The following is a 13999-nucleotide window of genomic DNA, read 5'->3' as shown; positions in this document are numbered from 1 at the left end:
ACAGCCATGCGAGGCTACGAAATGCTGCTGCTCTGGGCCCTGGGCCAGCGCTGAGACGGCCGGAGGCATTCAGTCGTCGGTGGGCTCGTCGGTGGCCTCCTGCTCGGCCGCAGCATCCGCCGTGGCTTCAGGACCCATGTCCGGGCTGGCTTCGCTGGCCACCGCAGTGGCCTCCCCCGCATCGGCGGGCTCCTCCTCCTCCTCAGCGGCCGGCGGCACCAGCACCACCTCGGTGAGGCGATCGCCGGCATCCAGCTTCTGCAGCCGCACACCGGTAGCCGCCCGGGACTGCTGGGGAATGGCGTCGGCCTTCATGCGCACGATCACCCCCCGCTCGCTCACCAGCAGCAGCTCCTCACCGGCGCCGAGCACCTTGAGGCCCACCAGCACGTCGCCGTCGCGGCGGAACTTGATCGCCCGCAGCCCCATGCCGGCGCGGCGCTGCAGCCGGAACTGATCCACCGGCACCCGCTTGCCGAGGCCGCTGGCGCTGGCCACCAGTACCCAGGGGCCCTCACTGGGGGCCACCTCATCACCCTCCTCGTCGTCAAGGCCGGTCTCGGCCGTGCTGGCGACACGGTCGGCCAGTTCCGCCGTGAGCACATCCATGCTCACCAGTTCGTCGCCGGGTCGCAGGTTCATGGCCCGCACGCCGCGGGCACTGCGACCCAGGGGGCGCAGCTCCTCGTCGCTGAGGCGGAAGTGGATCGTCATCCCCTTGAGGGAGCCGATTAGCACGCTGTCGCCGGGGAGGGCCAGCCGCACCCAGCGCAGGGCGTCGCCATCCTCGAGGGAGATGGCGATCAGGCCGTTGGAGCGGATGTTGCTGAAGGCCGACAGACGGGTGCGCTTGATGTAGCCGCCGCTGGTGAGCATCACCAGCTGGACGTCGTCGTCAAAGGCGCTCACCGCCAGCAGGGAGGTGATGGCCTCTTCCCGCGGAATCGGCAGCAGCTGCACGATCGGTGTGCCCTTGGCGGAACGGCTGCAGATCGGCACCCGGTAGGCGGGGATGGAATACACCACCCCCCGGTCACTGAACAGCAGCAGGGCGTCGTGGTCGTTGCAGCTGATGAACAGCTTTACCGCCTCCTCGCCCTGGCTGCGGGTGCCGGCCTTGCCGCGGGTGCCGCGGCTGGTGGCCTCGAACTCGCTCACCGGCATCCGCTTGAGGTAGCCGTTCTCGGTCAGCAGCACCACCGAGCGCTCATTGGCGATCAGGTCGATGTCCTCCAGCCCGCCCTCGAGGTCGAGGATCTCGGTGCGGCGGGGGGAGTCGTAACGGGTGCGGAGCACCTGGAGCTCCTCCCGGATCAGCCCCAGCACCCGCTCCTTGCGGCCGAGGATGTCCTTGTAGTCGGCGATCTTGGCGACGAGGTCGTCGTGCTCCAGGCGGATCTTGTCGGCCTCCAGGGCCGTGAGGCGCCGCAGCTGCATCTGCAGGATGGCGTCGGCCTGGATCTCGCTGAGGCCGTGGCGTTCCTGCAGCTGGACCCGGGCGGTGGCGGTGTCGGGGGCGGCCCGGATCAGGGCGATGATCGGATCGAGCTGGTCGAGGGCCAGCAGCAGACCCTGCAGGATGTGGTCGCGCTCCTCCGCCTTGCGCAGGAAATAGCGGGTGCGCCGCTCGATCGTCTCGATGCGGAACTCGAGGAACACCCGCAGCATCCTGCTGAGGGTCAGCAGCACCGGTTCGCCCTTCACCAGGGCCAGCATGTAGGCGCTGAAGTTGTTCTGCAGCGGCGTGAGCTTGAACAGGTTGTTCAGCACCACCTGGGGGTAGGCATCGCGGCGCAGTTCGATCACGATGCGCATGCCATCGCGATCGCTTTCGTCGCGGATGTCGGCGATGCCCTCCAGCTTCTTGTCGTTGACGAGTTCGGCGATGCGCTCGATCAGGGAGGCCTTGTTGGTCTGGTAAGGGAGTTCGGTGATGATCACCGCGTCCCGATCGGGGCGGCCCTTGGCCTCCACCGTCTCGATGGAGGCCACGCCGCGCATGGTGATCGAACCGCGGCCGGTGGTGTAGGTCTCGCGGATGCCGCGGCGGCCGAGGATCTGGCCCCCGGTGGGGAAATCGGGGCCGGGGATGATCGCCATCAGGGCCCGGTCCTCGATCTCAGGATCGTCGATCAGGGCCAGAAGCCCGTCGATCAGCTCGGTGAGGTTGTGGGGGGGGATGTTGGTGGCCATCCCCACGGCGATGCCGGAGGAGCCGTTGAGCAGCAGATGCGGCACCCGGGCCGGCATCACGGTGGGTTCCTGCTGGGAGCCGTCGAAGTTGTCGATGTAGTCGACGGTCTCGGCTTCGATGTCTTCGAGCAGGCTGTCGGTGGTCAGGGCCTGCAGACGCGATTCCGTGTACCGCATGGCGGCCGGCGGATCGTTGTCGACCGAGCCGAAGTTGCCGTGCCCGTCGATCAGGGGCATGCGCATGGAGAAGTCCTGGGCCATGCGCACCAGGGCGTCGTAGACGGCCGTGTCGCCATGGGGGTGGTACTTGCCGAGCACCTCCCCCACCACACGGGCGCATTTCCGGTACGGCCGATCGCTGGTCAGACCGAGCTCGTACATCGCGTAAAGGATGCGCCGGTGCACCGGCTTGAGGCCGTCGCGGGCATCGGGCAGGGCCCGGCCCACGATCACGCTCATCGCATACTCCAGATAGGAGCGCGACATCTCGTTGCGAAGGTCGGTCTGGATGATCCGTCCGTCGGAGTCGCCGGGGGTGGATTCACCGGGTCCGGTTGGATCCGCCATGCAAGACCGTATGGGGCACAACCCACTCTATCGATGACCCTGCCGGCCCGTAGTGAATCGGCCCTGCGCCAGCGCCAGCGCAAGGGGGTGCTGCGGGTGCGGGCCGCCGCCGACTTCCGCCGGCTGGTGGCCGAGGCCGGGCTGGCGGAGGCCTACGACGCCACCGACGTGGTGGTAGCCGCCAATGCCGAATTCACCGATCAGGGCAGCCTGCACCTCAACATCGGCCCCAGCGATCCGCCGATCCGCTTCCGGGACGCCCAGCTGGAGTCCCTCGGCGCCCAGAGCGGCGGCGGCGGCGGCGATCTGGTGCTGCCCATCGGTGGCGGGCTCGGGGAAGCCCAGCGCCAAGGGGGAGCCCACCTGCTCGACCGGCTGCTCCGGGGCGGGACCGTGACCCTTGCCGCCACCGGGGAGATCACCGCCCTGCATCCCCGCCGGGACCTGCAGGCCCAGCTGGATCTGGAGCGGATCGGCTCCGGCCGGCTGCTGCTGCACCGGGGCATCACCGAGAACGGCCTGGTGGCCGTGAGCAGCGCCGAAGGGGTGCTGCGCAGCCCGTGGGGCCCCGTGCTGGGACCGTTCGGCAATGCCCTGCACAGCTGCGGCGGCGCCGGCAGCATCGGCCTGACCATGCCGGGGCTGGCCCTGCTGGGGCCGGGCTCACCGGTGCTGGTGGCGGGGGCCATCGGCTGGGTGGTGGGCAGCGGCAGCGGCCACCAGCCCGGCGTGCCCCGCTCCGCCGCCGGCCACGCCCTCAGCCCCGGGGCGGTGGCGGCGGTGAGCGTGGATCTGCACGGTCTGCGGCCCGAATGGCTGCGGCCCTGCTTCTTCGAGGGCCACGGCGCCGCCCTGCTGGTGGGCCTGGCGGCTCCGATCCCCCTGATCAACGAAGCGGTGGCCCGCCAGGCCGCCTGCGGCGACGAGGACCTGGAGGCGCCGGTGCTGGATGTCTCGATTCCGCGTCGCCTGCGGCCCCGCCTCGGTTCGGTCAGCTACGCCCGGCTCAGGTCCGGCCGGATCCAGCTGGAGGGACGCCGCGTCACCGCCGCTCCGGCCCACAGCCCACGGCTGGCCGAGGCGATCGGCGCCGAGCTGATCACCTGGCTCCAGGACGGCCGCTTTCCGCTCCGTCTCCCGGTCCGACCCCTCTCGGGCCGCGGCGGGCTGATTCCCCTCGACAGCTGAACACCCTGCACACCTCCGGGGCGACGGGAGAAAACGGCCGTAAGCTCCGCCGTGAGCTTCCGGCGCCTGCCATGGCCGAGACCCCCTTCAGCCCCGAGCCCCCCTCCAGCCCCGAGCCCCAGGAGAACGGACCTTCGGCGCAGCCGTGGGCGACGGAACCGACCGTGACCCCTGAGCCGGAGCACGTGGCCCCCGAGCCCGAAGCGCAACCGGAGCCGGAACCGGTCCTGGCCGGTTTCGAGCCCCTGGCCGAAGCCGACAGCGCGATCCCGACGCCGGTGCCGGCACCCGTGAGCGAGCCGGAACCCGGCATCACCGCCACCCTGGAGGTGCCCCCCCTGGAGGGCTCCGCCGAGCCGGGCGCCGAAGGCGGCGGCGAGTTCGAGCTGCTGCTGCAGAAGATCAAGGACTGGCTCGGCAGCGGCGAACTGCAGGCCCAGTGGCAGCGCTTCCGCGGCCCGCTCAAGGGGCTGGCGATCCTGATCGGGGTGGTGCTGCTGCTGCGGGTCTACGCCTCCCTGATCGGCACCCTCGACAGCCTGCCCCTGGTGGGCGGCCTGCTGGAGCTCGTGGGCCTGATCGCCGCGGTCCGCTTCACCGCCACGCGGCTGGTGCGCAAGAGCGACCGGGAGCAGGTCTTCGCCGACTGGAGCCGCCGCTGGAACGACTTCCGCGGCCGGGAGTGATCCTGGGCACGGGCACGGGGCGGGGCCGTCGCGGACCGGTTGATAGTTTGTGCCCACTGTGTCCGTCCAACGGTGAACATTCAGCTCGGTCGCTCCCGGACCGTACGCCGCGCCTACGGCATCGATGAGATCGCTCTGGTCCCGGGCGGTCGCACCGTCGATCCCGAGGTGACCGACAGCAGCTGGAGCCTGGGGGGGATCCAGCGGGAGATCCCGATCATCGCCAGCGCCATGGACGGGGTGGTGGATGTGGGCATGTGCATCGAGCTCACCCGGCTGGGGGCGCTCGGGGTGCTCAACCTCGAAGGCGTCCAGTGCCGCTACGACGATCCCGAGCCGGTGCTCGAAAAGATCGCTTCGGTGGGCCGCGACGAGTTCGTGGGCCTGATGCAGGAGCTCTACAGCCAGCCGGTCCGCGAGGGGCTGGTGCGTCAGCGGATCGCCGAGATCAAGGCGGGCGGCGGCATCGCGGCGGTGAGTGCCACCCCGGTGGCCGCCCTGCGCTTCGGGGCGGCGGTGGCGGAAGCGGGCGCCGACCTGTTCTTCGTGCAGGCCACGGTGGTCTCCACCGAGCACATCGGCCCCGAAGGCCGCCAGACCCTCGACCTGGCCGCCCTCTGCCGCGACCTCGGCGTGCCGGTGGTGATCGGCAACTGCGTCACCTACGACGTCACCCTGCAGCTGATGCGGGCGGGGGCCGCCGGGGTGATGGTGGGCATCGGCCCCGGCGCCGCCTGCACGTCCCGGGGGGTGCTCGGCGTCGGCATTCCCCAGGCCACCGCCGTGGCCGACTGCGCCGCCGCCCGGGATGACTACGAGCGGGAGAGCGGCCGCTACGTGCCGGTGGTGGCCGACGGCGGCATCGTCACCGGTGGGGACATCTGCAAGTGTCTGGCCTGCGGGGCCGATGCAGTGATGATCGGCTCCCCCATCGCCCGGGCCGCCGAGGCCCCCGGCCGCGGTTTCCACTGGGGCATGGCCACCCCCAGCCCGGTGCTACCCCGTGGCACCCGAATCAAGGTGGGCACCACCGGCAGCCTCGAGAAGATCCTGCGCGGCCCGGCCGGCCTCGACGACGGCACCCAGAACCTGCTGGGCTGCATCCGCACCTCCATGGGCACCCTGGGGGCCCGCACCCTCAAGGAAATGCGCGAGGTGGAGGTGGTGGTGGCGCCATCCCTGCTGACCGAGGGCAAGGTTTACCAGAAGGCCCAGCAGCTGGGCATGGGCAAGTAGGTCGTCCCAGGTCTGGACGCCACGGCCTCAAGGCGAGATGGGGGCTAACCTCTGGATGTGGGGGCTCCGGCTCGCACACTCCTCACACCCCCCGGCCCGGCGTGTCCGGGCTTTTTGTCTTCTGCCGCCACCTCCCGGCGGCCCTGGCTTCCGCTACGGCCTGCAACGCTGGCCCCCATTCCCGGGAAGAGTGGCCGAACCCGGTTGCTAGATTCACTACATCCCGAGTCTGCAAGGAATGTCCAGCGCCGCTGCCGTCACCGACGCCTCCTTCGAGCAAGACGTGCTCAAGAGTGATGTGCCCGTGCTGGTTGATTTCTGGGCACCCTGGTGCGGCCCCTGCCGCATGGTGGCGCCGATCGTCGATGAGATCGCCAAGGAATACGAGGGGAAGATCCGCGTCTACAAGCTGAACACCGACGAGAATCCCAACGTCGCCAGCCAGTACGGCATCCGCAGCATTCCCACCCTGATGCTCTTCAAGGGTGGCCAGAAGGTCGACACCGTGGTCGGTGCCGTTCCCAAGAACACCCTGTCGGGCACCATCTCCAAATACCTCTGACACAGCTCCGCTGACGCCGCCCCTCTCCCCGAATCCCCCGCCGGCGGCGGGCATCAGTCCTCTTCAGGCCCTTGCCGAAGCTCTTCGCGGCCACCCCCAGCGCCGCCAGATTGAGCGCGCCGTGGTCTCCCTGCTGCAGGTGGCGCGCCAGGAGAAGGAGGAGGAGGAGTGGCGGCTGATCGCCGGTTGTCTGGCTGACATCAGCGAAGCCCTGGAGGTGTTCCGCCCCAGGCGCAGCGCCCGCAAGATCAGCGTCTTCGGCTCCGCCCGCACCCGCCCTGACGATCCCTGCTACGTGCTGGCCGAGGAGGTCGCCCGCCAGGCGGTGCAGGCCGGCTTCGAGGTGATGACCGGAGCCGGGGCGGGCGTGATGGAGGGCGCCAACAGCGGCGCGGGTTGTGACCACAGCATCGGTCTCAACGTGGATCTGCCCTTCGAGCAGCATCCCAATCCCTACGTGAGCGCCTGCGACGGGCGCCTCCTCTACTTTCGCTACTTCTTCACGCGCAAGCTGTTCTTCCTGATGGAGAGCGATGCGCTCGTGGTGATGCCCGGGGGATTCGGCACCCTCGATGAACTCTTCGAGTGCCTCACCCTCATCCAGACCGGACGCACCTCGCCCATTCCCCTGGTGCTGCTCTCCCCGGACGGCGACGATTTCTGGAAGGTCTGGAAACGCAACGTGCATCAGGAACTCGCCACCCGGGGGCTCATCTCCCCGGAGGACGTGGATCTGATGGTGGAAGCCTCCGATGCCGAGGAGGCCGTGGCCCACATCTGCCGGTTCTACCGGGTGTTCCACAGCGCCCAGCTGGGCCAGGACCGCATCGAGCTGCTGCTCAACGCCGAGGTGCCCCGTGCCCTGTTGCCGGAGCTGAACCGACGCTTCGCCGATCTGCTGGAGGAGGGCGCCATCCAGACCGGCGAGAGTGTCGACGACAACGGCCTGCTGCGGCCGTGCCTGTGGCTGCGCTTCGACAAGCGCCGCGTCGGCCGGCTCTATCAGTTCATCGACCACCTCAATGGCCTCGACCTGCCGGCCTCACCGGCCCTGGAACATCCGGCCGAGCGGGTCCCGAGCGTCAGCCAGCCATGACCCGCATCGGTCTGATCGACTACGGCATGGGCAACCTGCATTCGGTGCAGCGCACCTTCGGGCGGCTCGGTGCCGAGCTGGTGAGCGTGCACGGCCCGGCGGATCTGGAGGCCTGCGACGCCCTGGTGCTGCCGGGCGTCGGCGCCTTCGATCCGGCCATGGAGCGGTTGCGCTCGGCGGGGCTGGAGCAGGCCCTGCGCCGCTCCTGCGCCAGCGGCCGCCCGCTGCTGGGGATCTGCCTGGGCCTGCAGCTGCTGTTCGAGGCCAGTGAGGAGGGCCGAACCGACGGGCTGGGCGTGCTGGCCGGCCGCGTCCGCTCCCTGCCGCGGCTGACGGGCCACCCCCTGCCCCACATGGGCTGGGCCCCACTGATCCCAGCCACCGCCAGCCCGCTGCTGCCGGCCGCCAGCCCGGAAGCCTGGGTCTACTTCGTGCACTCCTTCGCCGCCGAGCCGGCCGAGGCCATGTCCACCACGGCCCTCGTCGACTACGCCGGCACCCCGGTGACGGCGGCGGTCTGGCAGGGGACCATCGCCGCCTGCCAGTTCCACCCAGAGAAGTCCGGCCCCGTCGGCGAAGCGATGCTGCGTCGCTGGATCGACTGGGTCAGCTCTCTGTGACGCTGCGGCTGAGCGGCGGGCGCCGGCTGCAGAGCCCCCCCGGCAGCACCGCCCGCCCCACCGCCGCCCGGGTGCGGCTGGCGGTGATGAACCTGCTGGCCACCCGGGTCCCCGGCAGCCGCTGGCTGGATCTCTGCTGTGGCAGCGGCGTGATGGCCTGCGAGGCCCTGCAGCGTGGCGCCTCCGAGGTGGTGGCCGTGGAGCGGGATCGGCGCATCGCCGCCGTGGCCCGGGCCAATCTGGAGCTTGTGCGACGGGACCGTCCGGCGTCGCCGGAAACCGCCCCCCGCTGCCGCGTTGACGGCGACGAGGTGCTGCGCTGGCTGACGCGCCGCGGCGAGGCCTCCTTCGATCTGATTTACGCCGATCCGCCCTACGCCGCCGGCCTGTACGGGCCGATCGCGGCGGCGGTGCTCAGCGGAGGCTGGCTGGTTCCCGGGGGAATTCTGGTGTGGGAGTGCGCCAGTGACGCCGTGCCGGAGCTGCCGCCGGGATGGCACGGACGTGATCAACGCCGCTACGGCGGAACCACGGTGGTTCTGCTGGAGGTGGAGGCCACCGCCGGCGGCCCAGGCGAGGGCACCGCTGCCGGTCGGGACTAGCTGGCCGACCTGACGTGGGGCGGTGTTGCGGCTCGATGGCTGGCCCCCACCTCCAGGGCAGGGATGGAAGCCAGCCAGCCTGGGTCGGCTCGCCATCCCCGTCCAGGGCTGGATGGGCGGTGCGATCGACGCCGGCGTGGTTCCGGCCCCCGGCGCCGTATCTGGGGCAGCCGGACTGGCTAGGGTGTGCTGAAACGGACGCTCAGCCCCCCAGAGCGCTTCCCCGGCGGTACTGATTCCACGCCGCCACAAACAGACCCACGAGCGTCACGGGGATCAGTCCAAGCACGATGCCGCAGAGGAGGGGTTCGATCATGGAGGGGCCGTCAGTTCTGGCGATGCACAATTCTTCCACGACCACCGCCGGCACCGCGAGCCCCACCCCAGCACTGTGATCAGTCCGTCCTCCACCACCCCGGCCGCCGCGACGCCCTCTGCCCCCATCGGGGGTGAGCAACCCTCCGTCGGGGGTGAACAGGTCCCAGCCCAGCGCCGCAGCCTCGCGGCGGCCCTGGCGACGCTGGCGGCAGTGGCCTGCATCCTGCTGCTGGCGGTGGTGGTGCTGCCGGCGGCCCGCAGCGATCCCTACACCCGCCAGACCCTGGAGCTCACCGGCTCGGCCACCGACGGGGGCCGCCTGTTCCGGCTGAACTGTGCCGGCTGCCACGGCCTGGCCGCCCAGGGGCTGGTGGGCCCGGATCTGCACGGCGTCGATCGGCGCAAGAACGATCGCCAGCTGATCCAGCAGGTGGTCAGCGGCCGGACCCCGCCGATGCCCAGCTTCCAGCCCGAACCCCAGGCCATGGCCGATCTGCTGGCCTTCCTGCACTCCCTGCCTTGAACCCCAAGCTGGTCCTGGTGGAACCGGCCGGCCCCCTGAACGTGGGCAGCGTGGCCCGGCTCTGCCGCAGCTACGGCATCGAGGATCTGCGCCTGGTGGCTCCGCGCTGCGATCCCCTCGGCGAGGAAGCCCGTCTCATGGCCGTCAAGGGTCTGCCCCTGCTGAAGCAGGCGACCGTCTTTCCCACCCTGGCCGCCGCCCTGGCCGACTGCGGGCGGGTGGTGGCCGCCAGCGGCCGTCCGGAGGGCGAGCCCCTGCCCCTGGAGGACCCCGAGGACGCCCTGGCCTGGCTGCTGGCCGGCGAGGTGGCCCTGCCGTCGGCCCTGGTGTTCGGCCGGGAGGACCGAGGGCTGAGCAACGACGAGTTGCTGCAGGCGGGCCGGCTGCTGCAGATTCCCACCCCCACCCCCCACGGCTCCCTCAACCTCTCCCATGCCGTGGCGGTGGTGCTGCACGACCTGCACCGCCTCGGGCGCCGGGGCCCGGCGCGGGTGCCCCCGCCGGCTGCCGCCGGGGAAGGCCCCTGCCCTCGGGGAGTGCTGGAGGCCATGCTCGACGACGCCCGGGAGCTGCTGCTGGAGGTCGGCTTCCTGCTGCCCCACACCGCCGCCGCCCGGATGGCCAAGCTGCGGGCCCTGCTGCAGCGCGGCCAGGTCAGTGGCCCGGAGGTGGCCCTGCTGCGGGGCATGGTGTGCCAGTTGCGCTGGGCGAGCCGTCGCCCTTTCCCTTCTTCCCAGGACCACTAGCGTCGGACATCGCCCCAACGTCCTGCTTCCGTGAGCGCTGGCCGTCCATCCCGTCCCCGCAGCAACCCCTGGCTCCGCCCGGTGGGGCTGGTGCTGCGGCTGATCGTGCTCGGGGTGGGTCTGGGGGTGATCGTCGGCACCGCCCTCAAGCTGATGGCGCCGCGCCTGGTCCAGGGGGCGCTCGGCACGCCGGCACCGGCGGCACCGGTGGCGACGAAACCCGGCAGCGGCCCCATGGCCCTGGGACGGTTCGAACCGCGCCAGGAACTCGTCGGCCTCAGCCAGCAGTGGGCACGGCTGGCGGCGGCCCAGAAGGGTCTCACCGCCAGTGGCTTCCTGCTGGTGCTCGATGACGGCCGCTACGCCGAGTTGCAGCCGGATCTGCCCCTATCGGCGGCCAGTTCGATCAAGGTGCCGATCCTCCTGGCGGGCCTGGAGGATCTCGACCGCGGCAAGCTGCGCTGGAACGAGCCCATGCCGCTCACCAAGGAGGTGGTGGGCGGCGGCGCCGGCTGGATGGCCAACAAGCCCCTCGGCACCCGCTTCCCTTTCTTCGAGGCGGCCACCGAGATGATCCGGGTGAGCGACAACACCGCCACCAACCTGCTGATCCGCCGCCTGGGCGGCAAGACCGAGCTCAACAGCCGCTTCCGCAGCCTCGGTCTGACGGCCACGGTGGTGAACAACTGGCTCCCGGACCTGGATGGCACCAACACCACCAGCTCCCGCGATCTGGCCCGCTCCATCGCCCTGGTGGACACCGGCGACAAGCTCACCCCCCGGGCCCGGGATCTCTTCCGGGAAATCATGGGCACCTCCCGCACCAACACCCTGATCCCGCTCGGGATACTGATGGGCCTGGGCAAGGACTCCTCCGATCCCGACAGCGAGCTGCTGCCGGAGGGCATCACCGTCTACAACAAGACGGGCGACATCGGCATCGCCTACTCCGACACCGCCCTGATCCAGATGCCCAACGGTCAGCGGGCCGTCCTGGCCGTGATGGTGAAGGGTCCGTTCAACGATCCCCGCTCCGCCGAGCTGATCCGGGCGATGGCCGGGGCCGTCACCAAAACCCTCGTCAAACGCTGATGAACACCACCATCCGCGCCCTGGTTCTGCCCGCCCTGGCTCTGGCCGTCCTGGGCGGCCCCCTGCTCGCCCAGCCGCAGCCCGCCCCAGCGCCCCAGCCCGCCCCGACGCCACCGGTGCTGCGCCCGGGGACGGTGGCCCCCCTGCCGGGCCGGCTGGACGCCGTACCGATGGTGAACGACAACAACCCCGAGGTGATCAAGGGGCCCGGCATCCTGCTGTCCACCTTCGATGGCCAGCGGGGTTACGCCGGGCGCCCCCTGGGCGTGCCGTCAGCGCACCTGAACGCAGCCATCAGCGGCCCCTTCGAGCTGTTCAGTCATCACATCTACGCCGGCACCCCCGAAAGCCTCGACTCCACCCTCTGGCTGGCGGTGGTGGCGGCCCCGCGGGGCAAAGTCCCGGTGAAGCTGCGGACTGTGGCGGGCTCCACCGCCCTGTCCCAGTCGGTGAACCCCGACCAGCCCTCGGCCCCCTTCCTGCCCCTGCCGGCCCTGATGGAGCAGGGCAGCACCCCGATCTGGGCCGGCCCCGGCAGCAGGGTGGCCACCGAGCTGCTGGCCCGGCAGCGCAGCCCGCTGGTGCCCGAGGGCTGGACCCTGCCGTCGGGGCAGCTGAGCACCCTGATGGTGCTGCCGCTTCCGGTGCGCGGCCTCGATCCGCTGCTCAACGGCCTCAACCTGCAGCTGCGCCTGAACAGCGACGGGCCGGTGGATGTGGCCACTCTGGCCGCCTTCGGCCCCGTGGATCGCCCGCCGGATCCCGCCGTCTGGCAGCGCCTGCTCCAGGGCGGCCTCAGCCCCAGGGAGCACAGCCCCAGCCCCCGGGGCGCCAGCGGTCCGATGATCTATTCCCGCGTCAGCGGGGTGCAGGAGGGCAGCGCCTGGGTGGGGCGGATCACCGATCCTGGCCGGACGACCCTTTCGGTGGGCCGGGCACCGATCTCCTGGCCGATCGCGTCCCTGGAGCGGGGCACCCTGGGCACCGGCCAGGTGCAGACCGCCCCCCTGCGCGCCTTCTATCCGGGCACCGCCTGGGCGGCCCACGGCAACTACGGCGTCGCCTACGACCTCAGTCTGCCGCTGCGCAACGACACCCCCCGGCCGGTGCAGCTCGCGGTGGCCCTGGAATCGCCGATCAAGACCGACCAGCCCCTGGGCGGCCTGCGCTTCAACACCACCCCGGCACGGGCGGTGATGTTCCGGGGCACCGTGGAGGTCAGCGGCCTCGACAACGCCGCCGGCGGCCCGGGGGGACGGCGCCGCTTCCACCTGGTGCTGCGGGCCGGCCAGGAGGGCCCGCCCCTGGGCACGGTCAGCCTGCGCCCCGGCCAGGAACGGCAGCTGCGGGTGCGGCTCATTTACCCGGCCGATGCCACCCCGCCCCAGGTGCTGTCGCTGATTCCGGTGGCGAAGCCGGTGGCCCCAGAAACGGCTCCGGGGGCGGCTGTGAAACAATCCGAGGCTCCGCCCGCAAGCCGTCCGTGACGCCAACCAGGAAGCGCAGGGTCTTCCCCTTCACCGCCATCGTCGGGCAGGAGGAGATGAAGCTGGCGCTGCTGCTCAACGTGATCGATCCCCGCATCGGCGGGGTGATGATCATGGGCGACCGGGGCACGGGCAAATCCACCACCATCCGGGCCCTCGCCGATCTGCTGCCGGCGATCGACGTGGTGGCCGGCGACCCCTACAACAGCTCGCCGAGCGACCCCGACCTGCAGAGCAGCGAGGTGCGCCAGCGGGCCGAACGGGGCGAACAGCTGCCGGTGGAGGCCCGCCAGGTGCCGATGGTCGACCTGCCCCTCGGCGCTACCGAAGACCGCCTCTGCGGCACGATCGACATCGAGAAGGCCCTCAGCGAGGGCGTGCGCGCCTTCGAGCCGGGGCTGCTGGCCAAGGCCAACCGGGGCCTGCTCTACGTGGATGAGGTGAACCTGCTCGACGACCACCTGGTGGACGTGCTGCTGGATTCGGCCGCCTCGGGCTGGAACACGGTGGAGCGGGAGGGCGTCTCGGTGCGGCACCCGGCCCGCTTCGTGCTGATCGGCTCCGGCAACCCGGAGGAGGGGGAACTGCGCCCCCAGCTGCTGGATCGCTTCGGCATGAGCGTGGAGGTGCGCACCGTGCGCGATCCGGAGCTGCGGGTGCAGGTGGTGGACCAGCGCACCAGCTTCGATGCCGACCCCGACAGCTTCAGCGACCGGCTGCAGACCGCCCAGGAAGCCCTGCAGGCCCGGGTGGTGGAGGCCCAGGAGCGGCTGCCCCAGGTGGCCATCGACGACGATCTGCGCATCCGCATCTCGGCGGTCTGCGGCGAACTGGACGTGGACGGCCTGCGGGGCGACATCGTCACCAACCGGGCCGCCCGGGCCCTGGCGGCCTTCGAGGGCCATCAGGAGGTGAGCGACGACGACGTGGCCCGGGTGGTGGCCTGCTGCCTGCGCCACCGGCTGCGCAAGGACCCCCTCGAGCAGATCGACTCCGGCGAGCGGGTGGTGAAGACGTTCTGCAAGGTGTTCGACCGCCCCGCCGGCGACCCCTCCGCCTTCCAGCTGGCCCTGGCGGGGTGAG

General features: G+C 71.1%; 14 protein-coding genes. 12 read left to right on the top strand and 2 right to left on the bottom strand.

Annotation, left to right across the window (positions count from 1 at the left end):
- Positions 1 to 69: 69 nt before the first annotated feature.
- Entirely contained in the window at positions 70 to 2760 is a 2691-nt protein-coding gene (gyrA, locus tag CYAGR_RS15565; protein WP_015110802.1) for a DNA gyrase subunit A, read from the bottom strand.
- A 33-nt stretch (positions 2761 to 2793) separates the two neighbouring features.
- Between gyrA and CYAGR_RS15560 the strand changes: the two genes are divergently transcribed.
- From CYAGR_RS15560 to rsmD, 7 genes are all read left to right on the top strand, one after another.
- The gene (locus CYAGR_RS15560; protein ID WP_015110801.1) at positions 2794 to 3948 is read left to right on the top strand and encodes a homocysteine biosynthesis protein; all 1155 of its coding nucleotides are present in this window, start codon (positions 2794 to 2796) and stop codon (positions 3946 to 3948) included.
- 71 nt (positions 3949 to 4019) lie between these two features.
- A complete protein-coding gene (locus tag CYAGR_RS15555; protein WP_015110800.1) occupies positions 4020 to 4634 on the top strand; it encodes a CAAD domain-containing protein in 615 nt (204 codons plus the stop codon).
- Positions 4635 to 4706: 72 nt separating this feature from the next.
- Positions 4707 to 5870: a GuaB3 family IMP dehydrogenase-related protein gene (locus tag CYAGR_RS15550; protein ID WP_015110799.1), complete on the top strand. Its 1164-nt coding sequence runs from the start codon at positions 4707 to 4709 to the stop codon at positions 5868 to 5870.
- A gap of 238 nt (positions 5871 to 6108) precedes the next feature.
- Complete coding sequence (gene trxA / locus CYAGR_RS15545; protein WP_015110798.1) at positions 6109 to 6432, top strand: thioredoxin; 324 nt, start codon at positions 6109 to 6111, stop codon at positions 6430 to 6432.
- 121 nt (positions 6433 to 6553) lie between these two features.
- Positions 6554 to 7528 (top strand): LOG family protein, encoded by a 975-nt coding sequence (locus CYAGR_RS15540; protein ID WP_245552549.1) that lies wholly within the window; start codon positions 6554 to 6556, stop codon positions 7526 to 7528.
- Positions 7525 to 8148 carry an imidazole glycerol phosphate synthase subunit HisH gene (hisH, locus tag CYAGR_RS15535; protein ID WP_015110796.1) on the top strand — a complete coding sequence of 208 codons (624 nt, stop codon included), beginning with the start codon at positions 7525 to 7527 and terminating at the stop codon, positions 8146 to 8148. Before CYAGR_RS15540 ends, hisH begins: the two co-directional genes overlap by 4 nt.
- The gene (gene rsmD / locus CYAGR_RS15530; protein ID WP_015110795.1) at positions 8145 to 8750 is read left to right on the top strand and encodes a 16S rRNA (guanine(966)-N(2))-methyltransferase RsmD; all 606 of its coding nucleotides are present in this window, start codon (positions 8145 to 8147) and stop codon (positions 8748 to 8750) included. Before hisH ends, rsmD begins: the two co-directional genes overlap by 4 nt.
- A 202-nt stretch (positions 8751 to 8952) precedes the next feature.
- On the opposite strand, the gene petG is transcribed toward rsmD, so the two are convergent.
- Positions 8953 to 9066 carry a cytochrome b6-f complex subunit V gene (gene petG / locus CYAGR_RS15525; protein ID WP_015110794.1) on the bottom strand — a complete coding sequence of 38 codons (114 nt, stop codon included), beginning with the start codon at positions 9064 to 9066 and terminating at the stop codon, positions 8953 to 8955.
- Between the two features lie 126 nt (positions 9067 to 9192).
- Here petG and CYAGR_RS15520 point away from each other — a divergent pair, with 126 nt between their 5' ends.
- Genes CYAGR_RS15520 through bchI form a run of 5 tightly spaced genes read left to right on the top strand, consistent with a single transcriptional unit; the run spans position 9193 to position 13998 of the window.
- Positions 9193 to 9591: a c-type cytochrome gene (locus CYAGR_RS15520; protein WP_043327427.1), complete on the top strand. Its 399-nt coding sequence runs from the start codon at positions 9193 to 9195 to the stop codon at positions 9589 to 9591.
- A complete protein-coding gene (locus CYAGR_RS15515; protein WP_015110792.1) occupies positions 9588 to 10337 on the top strand; it encodes an RNA methyltransferase in 750 nt (249 codons plus the stop codon). Before CYAGR_RS15520 ends, CYAGR_RS15515 begins: the two co-directional genes overlap by 4 nt.
- A 30-nt stretch (positions 10338 to 10367) precedes the next feature.
- Positions 10368 to 11429: a serine hydrolase gene (locus CYAGR_RS15510; protein WP_051017156.1), complete on the top strand. Its 1062-nt coding sequence runs from the start codon at positions 10368 to 10370 to the stop codon at positions 11427 to 11429.
- Positions 11429 to 12916 carry a DUF3370 domain-containing protein gene (locus CYAGR_RS15505; RefSeq protein WP_015110790.1) on the top strand — a complete coding sequence of 496 codons (1488 nt, stop codon included), beginning with the start codon at positions 11429 to 11431 and terminating at the stop codon, positions 12914 to 12916. Before CYAGR_RS15510 ends, CYAGR_RS15505 begins: the two co-directional genes overlap by 1 nt.
- Entirely contained in the window at positions 12913 to 13998 is a 1086-nt protein-coding gene (bchI, locus tag CYAGR_RS15500) for a magnesium chelatase ATPase subunit I (RefSeq protein ID WP_015110789.1), read from the top strand. The genes CYAGR_RS15505 and bchI overlap by 4 nt, the downstream gene beginning before the upstream one ends.
- Position 13999: the final 1 nt, after the last annotated feature.

Source organism: Cyanobium gracile PCC 6307 (assembly GCF_000316515.1).
Taxonomy (GTDB): domain Bacteria; phylum Cyanobacteriota; class Cyanobacteriia; order PCC-6307; family Cyanobiaceae; genus Cyanobium; species Cyanobium gracile.
Note: the sequence above shows the minus strand (reverse complement) of the source record. Positions and strands in the feature narration are given on the sequence as shown.

What these genes read in the sequence shown, in the direction of transcription:
- CYAGR_RS15560 (WP_015110801.1), top strand. Translation starts at nt 2,794, where the DNA reads ATGACCCTGCCGGCCCGTAGTGAATCGGCCCTGCGCCAGCGCCAGCGC.
- CYAGR_RS15505 (WP_015110790.1), top strand. Translation starts at nt 11,429, where the DNA reads ATGAACACCACCATCCGCGCCCTGGTTCTGCCCGCCCTGGCTCTGGCC.
- gyrA (WP_015110802.1), bottom strand. Translation starts at nt 2,760, where the DNA reads ATGGCGGATCCAACCGGACCCGGTGAATCCACCCCCGGCGACTCCGAC.
- petG (WP_015110794.1), bottom strand. Translation starts at nt 9,066, where the DNA reads ATGATCGAACCCCTCCTCTGCGGCATCGTGCTTGGACTGATCCCCGTG.
- CYAGR_RS15555 (WP_015110800.1), top strand. Translation starts at nt 4,020, where the DNA reads ATGGCCGAGACCCCCTTCAGCCCCGAGCCCCCCTCCAGCCCCGAGCCC.
- hisH (WP_015110796.1), top strand. Translation starts at nt 7,525, where the DNA reads ATGACCCGCATCGGTCTGATCGACTACGGCATGGGCAACCTGCATTCG.
- trxA (WP_015110798.1), top strand. Translation starts at nt 6,109, where the DNA reads ATGTCCAGCGCCGCTGCCGTCACCGACGCCTCCTTCGAGCAAGACGTG.